This window comes from Nocardiopsis eucommiae, from assembly GCF_965344335.1.
Taxonomy (GTDB): Bacteria; Actinomycetota; Actinomycetes; order Streptosporangiales; family Streptosporangiaceae; genus Nocardiopsis; species Nocardiopsis eucommiae.
In genome coordinates, this window is the sequence record NZ_CBDRIY010000018.1 from 31,703 (window position 1) to 51,591 (window position 19,889).

General features: G+C 71.3%; 15 protein-coding genes. 6 read left to right on the top strand and 9 right to left on the bottom strand.

From position 1 onward, the window contains the following. The first annotated feature begins 65 nt into the window (after nucleotides 1–65). The 3 genes from ACRWK8_RS13610 to ACRWK8_RS13620 all read left to right on the top strand — a co-directional run bounded on the left by ACRWK8_RS13610 (nucleotide 66) and on the right by ACRWK8_RS13620 (nucleotide 5,167). Nucleotides 66–1,829 (top strand): acetyl/propionyl/methylcrotonyl-CoA carboxylase subunit alpha, encoded by a 1,764-nt coding sequence (locus ACRWK8_RS13610; protein WP_431870599.1) that lies wholly within the window; start codon nucleotides 66–68, stop codon nucleotides 1,827–1,829. A 437-nt stretch (nucleotides 1,830–2,266) separates the two neighbouring features. After that, complete coding sequence (locus ACRWK8_RS13615) at nucleotides 2,267–3,742, top strand: dicarboxylate/amino acid:cation symporter (protein ID WP_431870601.1); 1,476 nt, start codon at nucleotides 2,267–2,269, stop codon at nucleotides 3,740–3,742. 183 nt (nucleotides 3,743–3,925) lie between these two features. After that, the gene (locus ACRWK8_RS13620) at nucleotides 3,926–5,167 is read left to right on the top strand and encodes a chemotaxis protein CheA (protein WP_378742463.1); all 1,242 of its coding nucleotides are present in this window, start codon (nucleotides 3,926–3,928) and stop codon (nucleotides 5,165–5,167) included. A 75-nt stretch (nucleotides 5,168–5,242) separates the two neighbouring features. Here the strand turns inward: ACRWK8_RS13620 and ACRWK8_RS13625 are convergent, their stop codons facing one another. The 3 genes from ACRWK8_RS13625 to ACRWK8_RS13635 all read right to left on the bottom strand — a co-directional run bounded on the left by ACRWK8_RS13625 (nucleotide 5,243) and on the right by ACRWK8_RS13635 (nucleotide 7,755). Beyond that, nucleotides 5,243–5,896, bottom strand: a complete 654-nt coding sequence (locus ACRWK8_RS13625) for an AAA family ATPase (protein WP_378742272.1) — start codon at nucleotides 5,894–5,896, stop codon at nucleotides 5,243–5,245. 18 nt (nucleotides 5,897–5,914) lie between these two features. Then, the gene (locus tag ACRWK8_RS13630) at nucleotides 5,915–6,259 is read right to left on the bottom strand and encodes a TFIIB-type zinc ribbon-containing protein (protein ID WP_378742269.1); all 345 of its coding nucleotides are present in this window, start codon (nucleotides 6,257–6,259) and stop codon (nucleotides 5,915–5,917) included. 113 nt (nucleotides 6,260–6,372) lie between these two features. Continuing rightward, nucleotides 6,373–7,755, bottom strand: a complete 1,383-nt coding sequence (locus ACRWK8_RS13635) for an NAD(P)H-quinone dehydrogenase (RefSeq protein ID WP_378742266.1) — start codon at nucleotides 7,753–7,755, stop codon at nucleotides 6,373–6,375. Between the two features lie 324 nt (nucleotides 7,756–8,079). Here ACRWK8_RS13635 and ACRWK8_RS13640 point away from each other — a divergent pair, with 324 nt between their 5' ends. Beyond that, entirely contained in the window at nucleotides 8,080–8,904 is an 825-nt protein-coding gene (locus tag ACRWK8_RS13640; protein ID WP_431870604.1) for a purine-nucleoside phosphorylase, read from the top strand. Nucleotides 8,905–9,453: 549 nt separating this feature from the next. Here ACRWK8_RS13640 and ACRWK8_RS13645 read toward each other — a convergent pair. The 5 genes from ACRWK8_RS13645 to ACRWK8_RS13665 all read right to left on the bottom strand — a co-directional run bounded on the left by ACRWK8_RS13645 (nucleotide 9,454) and on the right by ACRWK8_RS13665 (nucleotide 14,949). Then, on the bottom strand, nucleotides 9,454–10,104 hold the full coding sequence (locus ACRWK8_RS13645) for a PH domain-containing protein (RefSeq protein WP_431870606.1): 651 nt from the start codon (nucleotides 10,102–10,104) through the stop codon (nucleotides 9,454–9,456). Continuing rightward, the gene (locus ACRWK8_RS13650) at nucleotides 10,089–11,186 is read right to left on the bottom strand and encodes an adenosine deaminase (RefSeq protein WP_378742260.1); all 1,098 of its coding nucleotides are present in this window, start codon (nucleotides 11,184–11,186) and stop codon (nucleotides 10,089–10,091) included. The genes ACRWK8_RS13645 and ACRWK8_RS13650 overlap by 16 nt, the downstream gene beginning before the upstream one ends. A 137-nt stretch (nucleotides 11,187–11,323) precedes the next feature. Beyond that, nucleotides 11,324–12,559, bottom strand: coding sequence for a M20 family metallopeptidase (locus ACRWK8_RS13655; RefSeq protein ID WP_378742257.1), 1,236 nt, complete (start codon nucleotides 12,557–12,559; stop codon nucleotides 11,324–11,326). Between the two features lie 24 nt (nucleotides 12,560–12,583). Continuing rightward, nucleotides 12,584–13,741 carry a glutamate--cysteine ligase gene (locus ACRWK8_RS13660; RefSeq protein WP_378742255.1) on the bottom strand — a complete coding sequence of 386 codons (1,158 nt, stop codon included), beginning with the start codon at nucleotides 13,739–13,741 and terminating at the stop codon, nucleotides 12,584–12,586. A 161-nt stretch (nucleotides 13,742–13,902) separates the two neighbouring features. Next, nucleotides 13,903–14,949, bottom strand: coding sequence for a YihY/virulence factor BrkB family protein (locus tag ACRWK8_RS13665; RefSeq protein ID WP_378742253.1), 1,047 nt, complete (start codon nucleotides 14,947–14,949; stop codon nucleotides 13,903–13,905). A gap of 647 nt (nucleotides 14,950–15,596) precedes the next feature. Between ACRWK8_RS13665 and ACRWK8_RS13670 the strand changes: the two genes are divergently transcribed. Both ACRWK8_RS13670 and ACRWK8_RS13675 read left to right on the top strand, forming a co-directional pair. Continuing rightward, nucleotides 15,597–16,697 (top strand): galactokinase family protein, encoded by a 1,101-nt coding sequence (locus ACRWK8_RS13670; protein ID WP_431870609.1) that lies wholly within the window; start codon nucleotides 15,597–15,599, stop codon nucleotides 16,695–16,697. 155 nt (nucleotides 16,698–16,852) lie between these two features. Next, nucleotides 16,853–18,106, top strand: coding sequence for an LCP family protein (locus ACRWK8_RS13675; RefSeq protein WP_378742249.1), 1,254 nt, complete (start codon nucleotides 16,853–16,855; stop codon nucleotides 18,104–18,106). A 482-nt stretch (nucleotides 18,107–18,588) separates the two neighbouring features. On the opposite strand, the gene ACRWK8_RS13680 is transcribed toward ACRWK8_RS13675, so the two are convergent. Continuing rightward, a complete protein-coding gene (locus tag ACRWK8_RS13680; protein ID WP_378742246.1) occupies nucleotides 18,589–19,806 on the bottom strand; it encodes an NADP-dependent isocitrate dehydrogenase in 1,218 nt (405 codons plus the stop codon). Nucleotides 19,807–19,889: the final 83 nt, after the last annotated feature.

The window sequence follows — 19,889 nt, forward strand, 5'->3', positions numbered from 1 at the left end:
CCCAGACCCTTCGTCGAGCGGTCGGCGTGTGACCCGCTCCGTGCTCCAGCTGGAGGATTTCCACCGTGCGTAAAGTTCTGATCGCCAACCGGGGCGAGATCGCCGTGCGCATCGCCCGCGCCTGCCGCGACGCCGGGATCGCCAGCGTCGCGGTCTACGCCGAACCCGACCTGGACGCCCTGCACGTCAAGGTCTCCGACGAGGCGCACAGCCTGGGCGGCTCCACCCCCGCCGACTCCTACCTGGACATCGGCAAACTCCTCGCCGTCGCCGCCACCTCCGGCGCGGACGCCGTCCACCCCGGCTACGGGTTCCTGGCCGAGAACGCCGACTTCGCCCAGGCCGTGATCGACGCCGGTCTGACCTGGATCGGCCCGCCCCCGTCCGCGATCACCGCCCTGGGCGACAAGGTCCAGGCCCGCCACATCGCCCAGAAGGTCGGCGCCCCGCTCGTCGCGGGCACCCCCGACCCGGTGGAGTCCGCCGAGGAGGTCGTGGCCTTCGCCGAAGAGCACGGTCTGCCGATCGCGATCAAGGCCGCCTTCGGCGGCGGCGGCCGCGGCCTCAAGGTCGCCTACACCCTGGACGAGGTCGCCGACGCCTACGAGTCGGCGGTGCGCGAGGCGGTGACCGCGTTCGGTCGAGGCGAGTGCTTCGTGGAGCGCTACCTGGACAAGCCGCGCCACGTGGAGACCCAGTGCCTGGCCGACACCCACGGCAACGTCGTGGTGGTCTCCACCCGTGACTGCTCCCTCCAGCGCCGCCACCAGAAGCTCGTGGAGGAGGCGCCCGCCCCGTTCCTGTCCCCCGACCAGATGGAGCGGCTGTACTCCGCCTCCAAGGCCATCCTCGCCGAGGCCGGCTACGTGGGCGCGGGCACCTGCGAGTTCCTCGTCGGGGTGGACGGCACCATCTCCTTCCTGGAGGTCAACACCCGGCTCCAGGTCGAGCACCCGGTCACCGAGGAGGTCACCGGTATCGACCTGGTCCGCGAGATGTTCCGCGTCGCGGACGGCGAGGAGCTCGGCTACGGCGACCCCGAGGTCCGCGGCCACTCCTTCGAGTTCCGGATCAACGCCGAGGACCCGGGCCGCGGCTTCATGCCCGCCCCCGGCACCATCACCGCCCTGAACCTGCCCGGCGGTCCCGGGGTGCGGGTGGACACCGGCTGCGAGGCCGGGTTCACCGTCCCGCAGGCCTTCGACTCGATGGTCGCCAAGCTGATCGTCACCGGGCGCACCCGCTCCGAGGCGCTCCAGCGCTCCCGGCGGGCGCTGGCGGAGTTCGCGGTGGGCGGCATGCCCACGGTGATCCCGTTCCACCAGGCCGTCGTGTCCGACCCGGCGTTCGCCCCGGCCGACCCCGACCAGCCGTTCGGTGTGTACACCCGGTGGATCGAGACCGAGTTCGAGAACACCATCGCCCCCTGGGACGGCGCACCGGGCGAGGCCGAGGAGAACGCCCGCGAGACCGTGACGGTCGAAGTGGGCGGCCGACGGGTCGAGGTCGTCCTGCCCGCGTCACTGGGTGTGGCGGCGGCCCCGGCGGCCGAGAACGGCGCGAAGCGCAGGCGCGCCTCCCGCAAGGGCGGCGCCGCTACGGCGGCGGGTGGTGACTCCCTGGTCTCCCCGATGCAGGGCACCGTGGTCAAGCTCGTGGCCGAGGAGGGCCAGACGGTGGCCGAGGGAGACACCGTGGTGGTCATCGAGGCCATGAAGATGGAGCAGCCGCTCACCGCCCACCGGGCCGGCACCGTGACCGGCCTCAAGGTCACCCCCGGCGAGACCGTGGGCAACGGCGCCGTGGTCTGCGAGATCAAGGACGCGTAGAAGGCGCGGACCAGGGGTCCGCGAAGGGGAGGCACCGCTCCGGTGCCTCCCCTTCGGCGTCCGGCGGGCGTGATCCTCGTCGCGTCGACCGCCGGGAAGACCCAGCCCAGTAAGGGCTCCAGAGGGTGCCTTCGAGAGGAACGCCCGTTTGTGTATGGAAAAGGTAAGTAATCCGGGTTAGTGTTCTCGACTGTGACGAACATCTGGGGACTGACGCGAAGGTGGCACATCGACCTGTGCCGCTTCAGCAGCCACGCGTGTAGCTAGGTCCACGCGCGCCCGCGCCTTCCGCCGGGCAGCGCGCCGCTCACCCTTCCCAGGTCACCCATCCCGGTGATGCCCGACCGATCCCCTGCGCCGAGCTCCCGCGGCCCGCCACGCCGACCCGTGACGTCGCACGTGTGCGCCCGGCCACCCATCCCTGGAGTCATCCTTCCGTGTCTGAGCAGACCACAGTTCCCAGACGTCAACCGCGTTTTCCCTTCGCCGCACAGGTCCTCGCCGGTGTCGTCCTCGGCATCGTGCTCGGTGTCGTGGCCCTCCAGATCGGCCCCGTCGGTGACGGTGAGCCGAACTGGCTGGCCGTCACCCTGGAGACCGTCGGCTCGACCTTCGTGGCGCTGCTGCGCACGATCGTGCCGCCGCTGATCGTCCTCGCCGTCATCTCCTCCATCGCCAACCTGCGCAACGTCGCCAACGCCGCGCGCCTGGCCTGGAAGACCCTGCTCTGGTTCGCCATCACCGCGCTGGTCTCCGTGGCCATCGCGATCGCGATCGGCCTGAGCCTGCGCCCCGGCCTGAACAGCGCCGTGGACGCGGGCACCGCCGCCGAGCCCTCCAACACCGGTTCGTGGCTGGCCTTCATCGAGAGCATCGTCCCGGCCAACTTCCTGGGCCTGGCCGCGAGCACCTCCGCCGCCGACGACGGCTCGCTGAGCACGTCGCTGTCGTTCAACGTGCTCCAGCTGATCGTGATCGCCGTGGTCCTGGGCATCGCGGCCGTGAAGGTCGGCAAGCCCGCCGAGCCCTTCATCGCCTTCACCACCTCCACCCTGGAGGTCGTGCTCAAGGCTCTGTGGTGGGTCATCCGCCTCGCCCCGATCGGCACCGTGGGTCTGCTGGGCAACGCCGTCTACAGCTACGGCTGGACCACCATCGGCGCCCTCGGGCAGTTCACCGTGGCGATCTACCTCGGCCTGGCCCTGGTGCTGTTCGTCGTCTACCCGCTGGTCGCTCGGCTCAACGGCCTCTCCCCGGTCAAGTACTTCACCGGTGTGTGGCCCGCCGTCCAGCTCGGTTTCGTGTCGCGCTCCTCGCTGGGCACCCTGCCCGTCACCCAGCGCGTCGCCGAGCAGAACTTCGGCGTGCCGCGCCACTACTCCGCCTTCGCGGTGCCGTTCGGCGCCACCACGAAGATGGACGGCTGCGCCGCGATCTACCCGGCGATCTCCGCGATCTTCGTCGCCCAGTTCTTCGGCGTCGACCTCGGCGTCACCGACTACCTGCTGATCGTGTTCGTCTCGGTGATCGGCTCCGCCGCCACGGCGGGCACCACCGGCGCGACCGTCATGCTCACCCTGACCCTGTCCACGCTGGGTCTGCCCCTGGAGGGCGTGGGTCTGCTGCTGGCCGTCGACCCGATCCTGGACATGGGCCGCACCGCCACGAACGTGGCCGGTCAGGCGCTGATCCCCGCGATCGTCGCCAAGCGCGAGGGCATCCTCGACGTGGTCCGCTACCACGCCCCGCGCGGCGCCACCGGCTTCGTCCCGGAGGACGAGCCCGGCACCGCCACGGGTGACGCGATCGCCGCCGAGCGCGCGGAGGCGGAACGCACAGCCTCCGAGGCCTCGGAGGACGCTCCGTCCCCGGAGCAGGACTCCGACCTCGCTGAGTCGACCGCACGAAGCTAGCCACACCACGCGACGAGGCCCGCCGGATTCCGCCCGGCGGGCCTCGTCGTCTCTCCGGCTCTCGCGAACAGGGGGGATCCGGAGACGGCGGTCGATCTCGGGAACTGTGGCGGTCTCCTGTTCGTCCCTGTGGTTGAGGGAGGCGAGAGGATCGACATGTTGCGCCGCTTGGTAACACCCACAGTGCTGACCGCCGGACTCGCGGCGGCGATGGTGACGTCCGGGGCGGCGTCCGCCACCGCCGACACCGGGACCGAACCCCCGCAGACGCAGGACATCGTCGCGGAGCTGGAGAACGACGGGGTCTTCGTCGACCCGTCGATCGAGGGCTTCCCCAGCGGTGACGAGGCGGCCCTGGAGGCCGCCGTCGCGAACGCGGACACCCCCGTCTACTACGTGCTCCTGCCGAGGGAGGTCGCCACCTCCGAGGCCGGGGTGAACGCCGTGCTGGAGCCGGTCATGGCCGAGGTCGGTGACGGCGCGTACGGAGTCCTCGGCGGGAGTGAACACTTCTACGTCACCTCCCCCAACCTGGAGGACACCGACGCGATCAGGGAGGTCGCGCTCTCCGAGGGCGGCAGCAACCCGACGGACACCCTCGCGGCGGTCCCCGGCGCCGTCCAGACCACCGAGACCGCCGAGGAGGCCCCGGCCGGGGGCGGGGGCTCCGGGCTGGTGCTGCTCACCGTCCTCGTCCTCGTGGCCGCCGCGGGCGGCTGGTACGTCTACAACGCCCGCAAGAAGCGCGAGGCCGAGAAGGCCAAGCAGCTCCAGGAGATCAAGCAGATGGCCACCGAGGACGTCGTCCGCCTCGGTGAGGACGTCGCCCGCCTGGAGATCGACCTGTCCCGGGTGGACGACGCGACCCGCGAGGACTACTCGCGGGCCATGGACTCCTACGACCAGGCCAAGGCCCAGCTGGACACCATCCAGGAGCCCGACCAGGTCCGGCAGGTGACCAGCGCCCTGGAGGACGGCCGCTACTACATGTCCGCCACCCGGGCCCGGATGAACGGCGACCCGGTGCCCGCGCGGCGCGGCCCCTGCTTCTTCAACCCGCAGCACGGCCCCTCCGCCGAGGACGTCACCTGGGCACCGCCCGGGGGCTCCCCCCGGTCGGTCACCGCGTGCGCGGCCTGCGCCCAGGCGGTGCGTACCGGCGGGCAGCCGGACGTGCGCATGGTCGAGGTGGACGGTGAACGGCGTCCGTACTACGACGCCGGTCCCGCGTACTCGCCCTACGCCGGCGGCTACTTCGGCATGAACATGATGATGGGCATGTTCACCGGCATGATGATGGGCTCCATGATGGGGTCGATGATGGGCGGCGGCATGATGGACGCCGGCGGGGACATGGGCGGCGACGCCGGAGGCGACTTCGACGGCGGCGGCGACTTCGGGGACTTCGGCGGCTTCGACTTCTAGCCACCGACGCCGCACGTGAAGGGGCCCCGGGGGGTGAACTCCCCCGGGGCCCCTTCAGCGTCTCCCGCTCCCGCCCTACTCCCGGCCTGCGGGCGTCGACGCGCCCTGGTGGACGCCCTCCACCCAGCGTAGGACTGCCTCGGCGGTCTCCACCGGTGTGGACTCGGTGGTGTCGAGCAGCGTGACGGGCGGCCGCAGCCTCCCGGCCTCCTCCGTCAGCCAGTCCTGGTGGTCCAGCGTCTCGGCGATCCTGGCCTCGTCCCAGCCGCGCCAGTCGGGACGTCTCCTCAGCCTCGTGGCGAGCGCCCGGGGGTCACAGGTGAGCGCGAGGTAGTGGACTCCGGAGAACAGGGCGCGCTCGGGCAGGTGTTCGAGCTCGGGCGGGGCCACGGTCCCGCACAGCACGACGGGTCGCCCGCTCTGCTGGACCATGGCGGCGGTGCGCAGCCAGGTCGAGCGGAACAGGCGGTGGTCGTCGGCCGGGTCGCGCAGGCCGCCCACCCAGAGCAGGTCCTGTTCGAGGACGACGAAGTGCTCGGACAGGCGGGCCAGGAGCTCCCGGGCGACGGTGGACTTCCCCGTGCCGCTGGGTCCCGTGACGCAGAGGAGGGGCAGCCTCAGGAAGGGACGGGTCAGGCCGCAGAAGGAGCAGCGGAGCAGGTGCTCCCCCGCTCCCGTGTCGGGTTCCCCGTCCCATTCCCCGCAGTGTGTACAGATCAGCGGGTGCACGGCCGTCACCTTCTGCGGCTAGTCGAAGAGCTGTTCCAGGAACCCCTTGCGGCGACGGCGGTAGGGGCGTGGGGAGTCGTTGTAGCCGCCGCCCCGGTAGGCGGACGGGGAGTCGGCGTAGCCGCCGCCGTAGCCGCGCGGGGAGTCGGGGTAGCCGCGCCGCTGGCCGGGGTGCTGGCCCGGGTAGGGCTGGGGCGAGTGCGGGTCGGGCGGGACGGCGCCGTAGTGGCGCTGCTCGGCGGAGACCACGCGCTCCAGCTCACCACGGTCCAGGAAGATCCCCTGGCAGCCGTCGCACCGGTCGATGTGGACGCCCTGACGGTCGTAGGTACGCATCTGGCTTTGGCACTTCGGACAGATCACCTGGAAAAGGTAGGCCCGGCCGTGTCAAGGGGATGTAAGGAAACCGGGCCCGCCGTGTGTCCTGCACGTGCCCACACGGCGGGCGGGGCCGGTACCGGGAAGGTTCCCCTCCCCTACTCCGGGGAGGCCAGCATGAGCGAGCGGGCGGCCTCGGTGACGCTGCCCGACAGCGACGGGTACACGGAGAAGGTGTGCGCGATGTCGTCCACGGTCAGGCGCTGCTGCACCGCGATGGACACGCCCAGGATGAGCTCGCTGGCCCGCGGGCCGACGATGACGCCGCCGAGGACGATCCCGGTGTGCTGACGGCAGATGAGCTTGACGAAACCGTCCTTGACCTGGTTCATCTTGGCGCGCGGGTTGGTGTTCAGCGGCAGGGTGACGGTGCGGCCGTCGATCCGCCCGCTGCGCACGTCGTCCTCGCTGGCGCCGACCGCGGCCAGCTCGGGGTGGGTGAACACGGTGGAGGCGACGGTGGAGAGCTGGAGCGGGGACACGGCCTCGCCCAGCGCGTGCCACATGGCGATGCGTCCCTGCATGGCCGCCACCGAGGCCAGCATGTTCACGCCCGTGCAGTCACCGGCGGCGTACACGCCCGGGACGGTGGTGCGGGAGACCCGGTCGACCTCGACGAAACCGCCCCGGCCCAGGCGCACCCCGGCCTCCTCCAGGCCCAGGCCCTCGGTGTTGGGGATCATGCCGACGGTCATCAGGCAGTGGCTGCCGTCCACGGTGCGACCGTCGGAGAGGGTCACCCGGACCCCTTCCTCAGTGCGCACGACCGACTCGGCGCGGGTCTGGCTGAGGACGGTCATGCCGCGTCGCATGAAGACCTCCTCCAGCACCTCGGCCGCGTCGGAGTCCTGCGTGGGCATCACCAGCTCACGGGAGGACACGAGGGTGACGTCGGAGCCCAGGGCCTGGTACGCGCTGGCGAACTCGGCGCCGGTGACGCCGGAGCCGACCACGATCAGCTTCTCCGGAAGCTCCTCCAGGTCGTAGAGGTGGCGCCAGGTGAGGATGCGCTCGCCGTCCGGCTTGGCGGTGGGCAGCTCGCGCGGGTGGGCGCCGGTCGCGATGAGCACGACGTCGGCGCGGATACGGCGGTCTCCGACGGCCACGATGTGCGGGTCGACCAGCCGGGCCTCCCCGATGACCACCTCGACGCCCTCCTTGACGAGGCGGGCGCGGGTGTCGTCGGACTGCGCCTGCGCCAGGCGCTTGATCCGCGAGTTGATCTGGTCGATGTCGACCTCGACCGGCTCCTTGTGCTCCTCGGCCGCCGGGATGTGGATGCCCAGGCTGCCCGACTCGCGCACGTACGTGGTGCGGGTGGACGTGGCGATGAGGCTCTTGGAGGGGACGCAGTCGGTGAGGACGCAGGAACCGCCGATTCCGTCGCGCTCCACCACGGTCACGTCCGCGCCCAACTGCGCGGCGACCAACGCCGGCTCATAGCCCCCGGGCCCGCCACCGATGATCACGACCTTCGTCACGCTGCTTCACTCCCTCTGCGGGCGATGCGGCCTACCCGTTCCCGGTCCGGGGCGATGTTCGGGCATGGCAGGGCACCACCTGGTTGTCTCGCTTCCCTCCATTGTCGGCCATGCCGGGTGTCGATGACCGCAGCCACCCCCGGTCAGCGCACGGTGCGGGGCGGAGACCGGCCCGTCGGACCCCCTCCGGAGCTCGGAGAATGCGACGAAGGACACGTGGACCGGGCCACCCGCCTCACGCGGGGTGACACGCACATTCCGCCCTTCGGACACCCTGCGTTGCGCTCCGGTGTCAACTGACTACAGAGCGGTAGTATCCGACTTGTGAGCGAATCAGAGCAGCCGCCCCGAACCACGGGCGAGGCGAAGCAACTGGCGGACTCCGCGGCGAAGGAGCTGTTGGCCCGGGCCGGCGCCGACAGCTTCGACGCCCTGGTGGTGCTCGGCTCCGGCTGGGCTGGCGCGGTGGACACGCTGGGCACGCCCGACATCGACATCGACGCGACCGAACTGCCCGGGTTCGTGCGGCCCACGGCGGAGGGGCACAGCGGCAGGGTCCGCAGCATGTGGGTGGGCGACAAGCGCGTGGTCGTGTTCGTGGGACGCGTCCACCTCTATGAGGGTTTCGGCCCGATGGTGGCCACGCACGCCGTGCGGACGGGGATCGCCGCGGGCGCCCGGGTCGCGGTCCTGACCGGCTCCGCCGGTTCCCTGCGCACCGACTTCCAGCCCGGCCAGCCGATCGTCCTCCGGGACCACGTGAACCTCACCGCGACCTCGCCGCTGGCCGGCCCCGACTTCGTGGACCTGACCCATGCCTACAGCGAGCGGCTGCGGGGTGTCATCCACGAGGTGGACGCGTCCCTGGCCGAGGGTGTGTACGTGTCGACGACGGGCCCGCAGCTCCAGACGCAGACCGAGTTGAAGGTCCTGCGCCAGGCGGGCGCGGACGTGGTGGGGCGCTCGATCGCCCTGGAGACCATCGCCGCCGTCGAGATGGGGGCCGAGGTCCTGGGTCTGTCGATGGTCAGCAACGACGCGCTGGGGGCGGTGCTGGAACCGTTCGAGCAGGAGCGCGCCCTGGAGGTCGTCACCCAGCGGGCGCGGCGTCTCGGTGAGCTGCTGAACCGGGTACTGGAGGCGGCCTGAGGCACGGCGGCCCCCGCCCGGGGGCCGGACACGGACAGCACGAAGCCCGGCCGAGGCCGGGCTTCGTCGTGCTGGGTGTCCACGGCCCCGTGGGGCCGTGCCGGGACGAGGCTGGGGCACCTTCGACCGGACCCGGGACGTCCGGTACCGGCGTGGCGAGCGTACATCCCGAGGCCATGGGATGGACGGTACCGACCGTGGGTCCGGTCGAAGGCGGTGCTTTCCCCGGTGCCGCCCAGCGCCCAGGATCCCCGCAGACCCCGTTGGACTGGCGCTGACAGCACCTTCTCTTCCCGATATTCAGTTGAACCGCGCGCGTTGCCCTGGGAGGAGGATCCGGGTGAGTGGCCATCCGCGCGAAGCCCGCCCACCCGGAACGTTCTCCCTTAGGCATGCCTAACCTAACCAGAACTTCGGGGGTTGCGTCAACCCCGGGTCCGGCACGTCCGCGCGGCGACCGTCCCACGCCCAGGGGCGGCCCCGACGAACGACGGACCCGGCCCCTCGCTCCATGCGGGGGGCCGGGTCGGATCCGGGACGCACACCTGGTCAGGCGATGAACAGCACGGCCACGAACAGCACCAGCGGCACGCCCAGGACGACGATGACCTCGACCGGCACCATCGTCTGCGGGCGGTCCTCGGCGCCCAGCGCGGCCGGACCCTCCTCGTCGATCTCCCTGATCGGGCCGCGCAGCGGACGGGCCCGGTACCTCTCCGCGTCACGGCGGAGCTCGCGGGCGACCAGGTCCACCGGGCGCATCGTGGTGGGGTCCCGGTCGTCGTCGTGGTCGAGGTAGCCCGACTCACGGCGCATGTTCTCCCGCACCCTGGCCCGCTTGGTCTCGCGCAGCGGCCAGGACCGGTAGACCCGCTCCGGGGTGTGCACCCGCAGGACGTCCACCACGTCCACCCACTGCACGGCGGCCCACGGCACGAAGGTCTCGCGCAGCGGGTTGACCATCCGGATCCCGCGCTCGGTGGACACCACCCGGGGGCGCAGCCACGTGGCGTAGACGGCGGCGACGCTGAACACCAGGACGGCCCCGGCGATCCAGGCCGTCCGGTCCTGTCCGCGCAGCACCAGGTCCAGCAGCAGCAGGACCGCGACGACGATCCAGGCGATCGCCAGCACCCGGGACGAGGTCGAGTAGTGCGTGGTGACCCCCTCGGCGGATCGGGCCATCAGTGCGTCGCCCACTTCAGCTGCGCGAACCCGGGCTTGATGGTGCCGTTGATCAGTGCCAGCCGCTCGTCGAACGGCAGGAAGGCCGACTTCATGGCGTTGACCGTGAACCACTGGAGGTCGTCCCAGTCGTAGCCGAAGGCCTCGCTCAGCTTGGCGAACTCCTCCGACAGGGTCACCCCGCTCTGGAGGCGGTTGTCCGTGTTGACCGTGACCCGGAAGCGCAGGTCCCGCAGGAGGCGGATCGGGTGGTCCGCGATGGACTCGGCGGCGCCGGTCTGCACGTTGGAGCTGGGGCACATCTCCAGCGGCACGCGCTTGTCCCGCACGTACTGCGCGAGGCGTCCCAGCACCGGCACGCCGTTCTCGTTCGCGCCGATGTCGTCGATGATGCGCACGCCGTGGCCGAGCCGGTCGCAGCCGCACCACTGGAGCGCCTCCCAGATGGAGGGCAGCCCGAACGCCTCACCGGCGTGGATGGTGAAGTGGAAGTTCTCCCGGCGCAGGTACTCGAAGGCGTCCAGGTGGCGGGTGGGCGGGTTGCCCGCCTCCGCGCCCGCGATGTCGAAGCCGCTGACCCCGGCGTCGCGGTAGCGCACCGCCAGCTCCGCGATCTCCGACGAGCGGGCCGCGTGGCGCATGGCGGTGACCAGCTGACCGGTGCGGATGCCGCGGCCCGCGTCGGCGGCGCGCTTCTCCCCCAGTTCGAGCCCCTCCTGGACGGCCTCCACGACCTCCTCCAGGGTGAGTCCGCCCTCCAGGTGCTGCTCGGGGGCGTACCGCTGCTCCGCGTAGACGACGCCGTCGGCGGCCAGGTCCTCCGCCGCCTCGGCGGCCACGCGCACGAGGGCGTCACGGCTCTGCATGACCGCCGTGGTGTGCGCGAAGGTCTCCAGGTAGCGCTCCAGCGACCCGGAGTCCGACGCGTCGCGGAACCAACGCCCCAGCTCGGCCGGGTCGTAGGTGGGCAGGTCGCGGTAGCCCGCCTCCTGCGCGAGCTCCACCACCGTGGACGGGCGCAGGCCGCCGTCGAGGTGGTCGTGCAGGAGCACCTTGGGCGCCCGGCGGATCTGTTCGACTGTGAGTGGCTGGTTCATCCATTCAGGATGCCACCAGGCGGCGAGGGCACCCGACACGGCGACACGAAGTTACCGACGATCCGGCAGAAGCCGCCCGGTGGCTCCGTTGGCGGAGGTCCGGGCACCGCCCGGAGGGGCGGAGGGCGGGAGGACGGTCAGGCCAGGGCCTCGGTGTCCACGCGCACTCCCTCGGGGGCGTCCTCCCACAGGGACGTGAGCGCCGTGGTCACCATCAGGCGGGTGCCCACACCGATCGCCCGTTCGTCGGCGTCGAAGGTGCCCCGGTGGAGGTCCAGCATGTCGCCGTTCCAGTCCGGGGAGTGGGTGCCCAGCCGGGCCAGCGCGCCCGGCGCGTGCTCCAGGTACCAGGCGAAGTCCTCGCCGCCCAGGCTCTGCGGGGTCGGCGTGACCGCGTCGGCGCCCAGGGCCGTGGTGGTGGCCTCGCGCATGATCTCCACGCTGCGGGCCTCGTTGATGGTCGGCGGGACGCCCCGGCGGTAGGTGACCTCGGCGTCGGCGCCGTAGGCCGAGGCGACCGACTCCACCAGGCCCTTGAGGATGTCCGGGGCGGCGTGCCAGGCCTCGTCGTCCAGGCACCGGACGGTGCCCTCCGCGACGGCGTCGTCGGGGATGACGTTGGGCGCCGAGCCCGCGCTGATCCGGCCCCACACCAGGCTGAACCCGGCGCGGGGGTCGACGCGGCGGGACAGTGCGGCGGGGAGTTCGGTGACGATCTTGCCGAGCGCGTACACGAGGTCGGAGGTCAGGTGCGGTCGTGCGGTGTGCCCGCCCGGCCCGGACAGGCGGACCATGATCTGGTCGCAGGCGGCCGTGATGCCGCCCGTACGCAGACCCACCTTGCCGACCATCTGGCGGGGGTCGCAGTGCAGGGCGAAGACCCGGTCCACGCCCTCCATGCCACCGGCCCTGACCACCTCGACCGCACCGCCGGGGAGCTCCTCGGCGGGCTGGAAGAGGAGCCGGACGCGGCCGGGCAGCGCGCCCGCACGGTCCTGCTGGGCGAGGAAGATGCCCGTGGCCAGCAGGACCGTGGTGTGCACGTCGTGTCCGCAGGCGTGGGCGACGCCGGGGACGGTGGAGCGGTAGGGGACGTCCTTCTCGTCGGTGAGGGGAAGCGCGTCGATGTCGGCGCGCAGCGCGACCATGGGGCCGGGGCCGTCTCCGACGTCGCAGATCAGTCCGGTTCCCTGGGGGAGGGTCCGGGGGGCGAGTCCCGCCTGGCGCAGGCGTTCGGCCAGGCGGCCCGTGGTGCGGTGTTCCGCGAAGGCCAGCTCCGGGTGCATGTGCAGGTCCCGGCGGAATCCCGTGAGCTCCCGCTCATGGCGCGCCAGAAAAGCCGTCAACTGCTCCGGCAGGTCACGTCCCTGCATGCGAGGGTCCCCATTTCGTTACTTCTATCGCGCGCCGACAAATGCCGCGCGGGCGGTGTCCCCCTCGAACTCGGCTGAGAGCAGGTCCACGACGTCTTCGAGCGAACCGCCGTCGGCGACCACCGCCCGTTGGCGCTCGTAGGAGGCACCCTTGTCCAGGATCTCGGAGATCAGGTCCAGGTCCTCCGCGCAGCCCAGGCGGGCGGCGACCGGCGCCAGTTCGCGGACCAGCTCATAGAGGTCGTCGCGGATCGGAACGGTGGTTCCGTGTGAGTCCGTGATGACACGAGCGTCGAGTCCGTAGCGGGTGGCCCGCCACTTGTTGTCCTTCACCACCCAGGACGGCGGGCTGGGCAAGCTGTACCCGCGGTCGAGCTGGTGATCGAACAGCTCCACCAGACACTGGGAGAGAGCGGCGGCCATTCCCACCTCGCGCAAGGTGGGAATCCCGTCGAACATCCGGATCTCGATGGTGCCGAAATCCGGGTGCGGACGGATGTCCCACCAGACTTCCTTGATAGAGGCGATGGTACCCGCATTGAGAAGGGTTTCGAGGTAATCCTCGAAAGCGGGCCACCCGGCGAGGTTCGGCGGGGGCCCCGAGGTGGGGAGCGCACCGAAGACAATCGAGCGTGCGGAGGCCAAGCCCGTGTCATGACCACCCCAAAACGGGCTAGAAGCACTCAAAGCAAGAAAATGTGGGAGATACTTCGCAAGTGCGTTCACAATGGGAATAGCCTTCTCCTGGCCGCGCACCCCCACGTGGACGTGGACGCCGCAGGTCAGGATCCTGCGGGCCAGCCACTGCATCTGCTCGACCAGCTCCCCGTACCGCTTGCCGGGACTCAGCTGCTGGTCCCGCCAGTGGTCGATCGGGTGCGTGCCGGAACAGGTCAGCGTGGCACCACGGGGTTCCAGCACCTCCCGCATCCGCGCCACGTTGCGACCGAGGTCACCCTTGGCCTCCTCGACCGTCTCGCAGATCCCCGTGACGACCTCCACCTGGGACTGCATCAACTCGTGCCGCAACGGGGGCACCGCGGCCTCACTGCTGAGGTCCGGGAGTTCGGCGAGGAGCTGCCCGGCCTCCTGTCGCAGATGGCGACTGTTCCGGTCGACGAGTTGGAGTTCCCACTCGACCCCGAGTGTCGCGCGCTCGGACGATTTGAATGCGATTCCCATCTGACCTCCTGGTGTGGGACAGCCCTTGTGACCGACGCACCGCTGGCCCCGGAGAACCGGTCATCCGGGACAGAGGAGGACTACCCGTCTCACACCGCGCGCATACGGAATCAACCCACAGTAAAAAAGGACTTCTTTCCGGTCCCTTGACGTTTCCGTGGTCAACCGCGCCGCATGCGTACCGCCACCGCCGCGACACCCGCCGCGAACACCGCGCCGGCCAGCGACAACCCGAGGGCGAGCCACCGCTGCGCGCTTCGTCGCTCGGCCAGCGCCTCCGGACTCGGCCGCAGGACCGGGCGCGGACGCGTCCAGTCCATGCCGTTCTCCTCCGGCAGCGGGAAGGACCCGGTGTAGGGCGGCGGCACCGGCAGCCAGGTGGCCGTCCAGGCCGCGCTGAACAGGACCACGCGCATCACCAGGTTGATCCACACCAACAGGCCGACCAGCACGGCGAAGGACGCGTACACCGGGTTGCCGAGCGTCCCCGCCAGCAGCTGCGTGGCGACGTTCTTGAGGATCTCGAACCCCACCGCGCCCAACAGGGCTCCACGCCACATCACGGCGCTGGGCCGCCCCACCCCCGACAGCAGGGCGAAGATCAGCACGAACAGGCACATGTTCACAGCGACCGCGATGACCAGCGCCAACCCCCGCAGGGACAGGTTGGCCACCAGCGACCCGTCCAGACCCACCAGGGACAGCATCCAGACCGTGGCCGTCTGCATGAACCCGGTGAAGGCCACCGTGAACACCAGCGCGGCGCCCAGGGCGACCATCACCAGCAGGTCCACCAGCTTGCGCACCACGTAGTTGGGGCCCTGCCGGAGACTGTTCAGCCAGATCGAGTGCAGGGCCTCACGGAGGGACCACACCGAGTTCAGCCCCGCGTACAGCAGGCCCAGCAGGCCCAGCACACCCGCGCCCACCCGGGCCCGGGCGATCTCCTCCATCGGCAGCTGCTGGGACAGCCCCGGCAGGACGTCGTCCAGGGCCCGCTCCAGGTAGGCGGTCACCTCCACCTGCTGCGAGGCCAGGAAGCCGACCACGGCGAAGGCCAGCGCCAGCAGCGGGAAGAACGAGAGGAAGGCGAAGTAGGTGACCGCCCCCGCCAGCTGGGTGCCGTTGCGGTCCGAGTACCGCTCGTACGCGCGCACCAGGTGGTCGATCGACGGGTACAGGCGCCGCAGGCCCCAGTAGCCGTCCATCGCCGCGTTCTGGTAGCGCTGGGCGGTCTCCTTCGCGCGTGTCCTCTTCGGGCCTCCGCTTCGCTTCCGCCCGGAGTCCGGCGCCTTTGCAGAGGAACCTTCGGCACCTCCGGTGTGATGGCTCCTTCCTCGCGATCCCACCTGCGGCACCTCCAGAACCCTCTCCGGCGCTCTCACTTTCCTTGGGCCTCCGCTTCGCTTCCGCCCGGGGTCCGGCGCCTTTGCAGAGGAACCTTCGGCACCTCCGGTGTGATGGCTCGTTCCTCGCGATCCCACCTGCGGCACCTCCAGAACCCTCTCCGGCGCCGAACGGGCACCCCCCAGCGGCCGGGGTGAACGGGCGGCCCTCACGCGTGGGTCCAGGGTGAACGGGCAGCACTCACGGTTGTTCCTGAGGTGGCGGGTCGGCCGTCCGACTGTGGCTGAGACACCCGTGGCCGGGGCATGTGGGGAGAGGCGACGGTCGTGGCTGGGGTCCGCAATCGGGGCTCCTCCTGTGGCTGGGGTCGGGTGGCAGACGGCTGGGAGTCGTCGGGTCGGCAACCCTAGCGTCGGGGACCTCTCGGGAGGAAAGCCCCACGCCCGTCCGGTACCGAGGTGGGGGCAGACTTGGACCCGGTGTTCACCGAGGAGAGCGGGGGCGGGACGTGGGGATCACCGGGGCGCGGGTGCGCGCGGTGTTGGGGGCACGGACCTCGGGGCCGGTCGGCGACTGGCCCGAGGGACACGACGAGGGGTTCCTGCGGGCGGAGTACGCGCGGCGGTTCGGGACGGAGCCCGCCGGACTGTGGCACGCGCCCGGTCGGCTCGCCCTCATGGGCGAACACACGGCCGCCAGTGGCGGGGCCGCCCTCCACGTGGCCCTGCCCTGGGGCGTGACCGTCGCCGTCGGCACCAGCGCCGACGGCTCCACGCGTGTGGCGACCCCCAGCGGCCCGCTGGGCGGCCGGACCCCCTCGGCCCGAGCGGTGGCCCGCGCCGAGGACGAAGCGCGCGCGAGCGGCCTTCTGGGCGCCGACCGGGGCATACGGGTACTGATCGGGTCGGACCTGCCCGAACACGCCTCCCTGGGACACGCCTCGGCGGTCGGGGCGGCGGTGGCCCTGGCCCTGGCCGAGCTCACCGGAGCCGAGCGGCCCACCGGCGTGGCCCTGGACGCGCGGGCCGGGCACGCGGTGCGGGTGAACCTGACCAGCGGTCGCACCACGGTGCTGCCGTTCGACCTCGCGGAGGCAGGGCTGCGGCTGGTGGTGCTGGAGACCGGGGCGCTGCCGAGGCGGGACCCGCGACCGGTGCGCGCCGCCGAGCTGGCGCGGGCCCAGGACGCCCTCGGCCCGCTGCGCTCCGTCCAGGACCTGCCCGGGGCGCTCCGTCGGCTCCAGAACCCCGTGCTGCGCCACCGGGTGGAGTACGCCGTCACCGAGGTGCACCGGCTCAACGCGGCGGTGGGGCTGCTGCGCGCGGGCCGCGCGGCGGAGACCGGGCCGATCCTGTCCGCCTCCCACCTGTCCCTGCGCGGGTTCGACCTGCCTCTGCCCGCCGTGGAGCTCGCGGTGGAGACCGCCGCGCGGGCCGGGGCCCGGGGGGCCCGCATGTCGGGGTGGGCGGGGACCGCGTTCGCCCTGGTCGCGGAGGAGCGAGTGGCGGGCCTGGAGTCGGCGGTCCGGGACGCGTTCACGGAGAAGGGGTGGCCTCCGCCGCGCGTCCGTGCGGCGCTGCCCTCGGACGGGGCCTCGCGGAGGGGCTGACCTCGGGCACCCGGAGGCCCTGCCCCGTGGGCGTTCCGGACGCGAGCCAACGGGCGCCGGACGACATCGGATCGAACCGGACTACTCTGTCAGCGATCACAAGGGACGTACGACACACCCGAGCGACACATGGCACGGAGCGGATAGGCGATTCGATGGCTGACCGACGGCACCGGGAAGGGCCGGACTCGACCGGTGGACACGACGACGCGGGCGTGTTCCGGCGCGGGGGCGACTCCGGGAGGCCGGACGAGTTCGAGAGGCTGTACCGCCCCCGTGAGTCCGAACAGCGCGCGGTGGGCGACACCCGACGGCTCCCCCCGGCCGACCAGGTCCCCCCGCACCGTCCGCGGAAGCGCCGCACGCACAGCGCCGGGCGCGAGTACGACGGGCGCGGGCACCAGCGGCGCGCGCGGGAGCGCCGCAAGAGGACGGCGCGGAACACGGCGGTCCTGGTCCTGGTCCTGCTGCTGGTGGTCCCCGCGGCGTTCTACCTGTGGGCCGACTCCCGGTTGCAGCGGGTGGAGGCCCTCCAGGACTACGAGGGGCGCCCGGACCGCCAGCCCGGGACCACGTACATGATCGTCGGGTCCGACAGCCGGGACGGTCTGGACGACGACCAGATCCGCGACCTGGCCACCGGCCGCGCCGAGGGGCGCCGCACGGACACGATCATGGTGCTCTACATGCCGCGTGACGGCGAGCCGACCATCGTCAGCGTGCCGCGTGACTCCTACGTCCCTATGGCGATCCCCGGCTACGCGGACAACAAGATCAACACCGCCTTCGCGGACTCCGTGTGCGGGACCGGCGAGGACGGCGAGGAGGTCTGCGGCGGCCCGGCCCCGCTGGTGCAGAGCTTCGAGCAGGCCTCGGGCGTGCGGATCGACCACTACGTGGAGATCGGCATGGGCGGCTTCGTGGACCTGGTCGACGCGGTCGGCGGCGTGGAGCTGTGCCCCGAGGAGCCGATGGCGGACCCGAAGGCGGGCCTGGACATCGCGGCGGGCTGCCAGGAGATGGACGGCGGCACCGCGCTGGGCTACGTGCGCACCCGTGCCACGCCCCGCGCCGACCTGGACCGCATCCAGCGCCAGCGCGAGTTCTTCTCCGCGCTGATCCAGGAGGCCAGCGCCCCCTCCACCCTCTTCAACCCCTTCAAGTCGGTGCCGCTGGTGCTGGCGGGCACGGACACGTTCATGGTGGACGAGGGCGACAAGCTGCGTCACCTGGCGAGCATGCTGCTGGCGATGCGCGGCGGCACGCAGACCACGGCGGTTCCGGTGGGCGACACCCCCACGCTGGACGGCGTGGGCTCGGTGGTGCTCTGGGACGAGGCGCGGTCCGAGCAGATGTTCGAGGCGATGCGCACCGGGGAGGCGATCCCCGAGGAGGCCATGGAGGACTGACCCGGAACGAGCGAAGGGCCCGTCACCGGAGTGACGGGCCCTTCTTCGTGACGTTCCGTACTGTGCGCGCCTACCCCCCAGCGGGCGCACGGCCGGCACGTCGGCTCGTGGTGGCCGGAGGGCGAAAACCCCCTCTGGCCTGCCGGTTCTCACCGGCGTGTCTCCACAATAGGTCAAAGTTCGCGAAAGGGGCGAATCGCGCTCACGTGTCCTACGTCGCACACGGCGCCCGAGGAGCCCCTCCGACCCCGTCATCCTTCCACCTCCCAGGCTCGGATGTGGGCCGAACACGGGAAACACACCCGGGAACTTCGGGGTCCCGCGCGCCCCGAACCCCCACGAACACCGTGTTCCGCGCTTCTCGCCCCGCGCCGGAGACCCCCGGAGACGACGAGGCCCGGACGCCCCCTCACGGGGACGCCCGGGCGTGGTCAAGGTCTCACCGCGCCGGTCGGCTCAGGACCGCCGCGTCGAGCCCTGTCCTAGGCGAGGCGCTTGCTCAGGTTCTCGTCCAGAGCGGCGAGGAACTGCTCGGTGGTCAGCCACTCCTGCTCGGAACCGACCAGCAGGGCCAGGTCCTTCGTCATCTGGCCGCCCTCGACGGTCTTGATGACGACGTCCTCGAGGGTGTTCGCGAACTCGACGACCTTCGGGGTGTTGTCCAGCTTGCCCCGGTGCTCCAGACCGCGGGTCCACGCGAAGATGGAGGCGATCGGGTTGGTCGAGGTGGGCTTGCCCTGCTGGTGCTGGCGGTAGTGACGGGTCACGGTGCCGTGGGCGGCCTCGGCCTCGACGGCGCTGCCGTCGGCGGTGCGCAGGACCGAGGTCATGAGGCCGAGCGAGCCGTAGCCCTGCGCGACGGTGTCGGACTGGACGTCACCGTCGTAGTTCTTGCAGGCCCAGACGTAGCCGCCCTCCCACTTGAGCGCGGCGGCGACCATGTCGTCGATGAGACGGTGCTCGTAGGTGATGCCCGCGGCGGCGAACTTGTCCTTGAACTCGGTCTCGAAGATCTCCTCGAACACGTCCTTGAACATGCCGTCGTAGGCCTTGAGGATGGTGTTCTTGGTGGACATGTAGACCGGGTAGTTCCGGTCCAGGCCGTAGTTGAGGCTCGCCCGCGCGAAGTCCTCGATGGACTTGCGGTAGTTGTACATGCCCATCGCGACCCCGCCCTCCTCGGGGAAGTTCGCGACGTCGAACTCGACCGGCTGGCTGCCGTCGGCCGGGGTGTAGGTCATGGTGACCGTGCCGGGGCCGGGCACCTTGAAGTCGGTGGCCTTGTACTGGTCGCCGTGGGCGTGGCGGCCGATGATGACGGGCTTGGTCCAGCCCGGCACCAGACGCGGCACGTTCTCACAGATGATGGGCTCGCGGAAGACGACGCCGCCGAGGATGTTGCGGATGGTGCCGTTGGGCGACCGCCACATCTTCTTGAGGCCGAACTCCTCGACGCGGGCCTCGTCGGGGGTGATCGTGGCGCACTTGACGCCGACGCCGTACTTCTTGATGGCGTGGGCCGCGTCGATGGTGATCTGGTCGTCGGTGCGGTCACGCTCCTCGATACCGAGGTCGTAGTACTTGAGGTCGATGTCGAGGTACGGCAGGATCAGGCGGTCCTTGATGAAGGACCAGATGATCCGGGTCATCTCGTCGCCGTCGAGCTCGACTACGGGGTTTTCGACCTTGATCTTGGCCATGGCTGTGTGGCTGTCCCTTCAGTCCTCGCTACCGCCTCGTGCGGCGGAGAGCCGGGGCCGGTTCGTGGCCGGTCCCGGTCCGC

Bases quoted from the DNA above. Each gene is read 5' to 3' on its own strand.
- ACRWK8_RS13675 (WP_378742249.1), top strand. From the start codon at position 16,853: ATGGCTGACCGACGGCACCGGGAAGGGCCGGACTCGACCGGTGGACAC.
- ACRWK8_RS13665 (WP_378742253.1), bottom strand. From the start codon at position 14,949: ATGGACGGCTACTGGGGCCTGCGGCGCCTGTACCCGTCGATCGACCAC.
- ACRWK8_RS13680 (WP_378742246.1), bottom strand. From the start codon at position 19,806: ATGGCCAAGATCAAGGTCGAAAACCCCGTAGTCGAGCTCGACGGCGAC.
- ACRWK8_RS13655 (WP_378742257.1), bottom strand. From the start codon at position 12,559: ATGCAGGGACGTGACCTGCCGGAGCAGTTGACGGCTTTTCTGGCGCGC.
- ACRWK8_RS13650 (WP_378742260.1), bottom strand. From the start codon at position 11,186: ATGAACCAGCCACTCACAGTCGAACAGATCCGCCGGGCGCCCAAGGTG.
- ACRWK8_RS13660 (WP_378742255.1), bottom strand. From the start codon at position 13,741: ATGGGAATCGCATTCAAATCGTCCGAGCGCGCGACACTCGGGGTCGAG.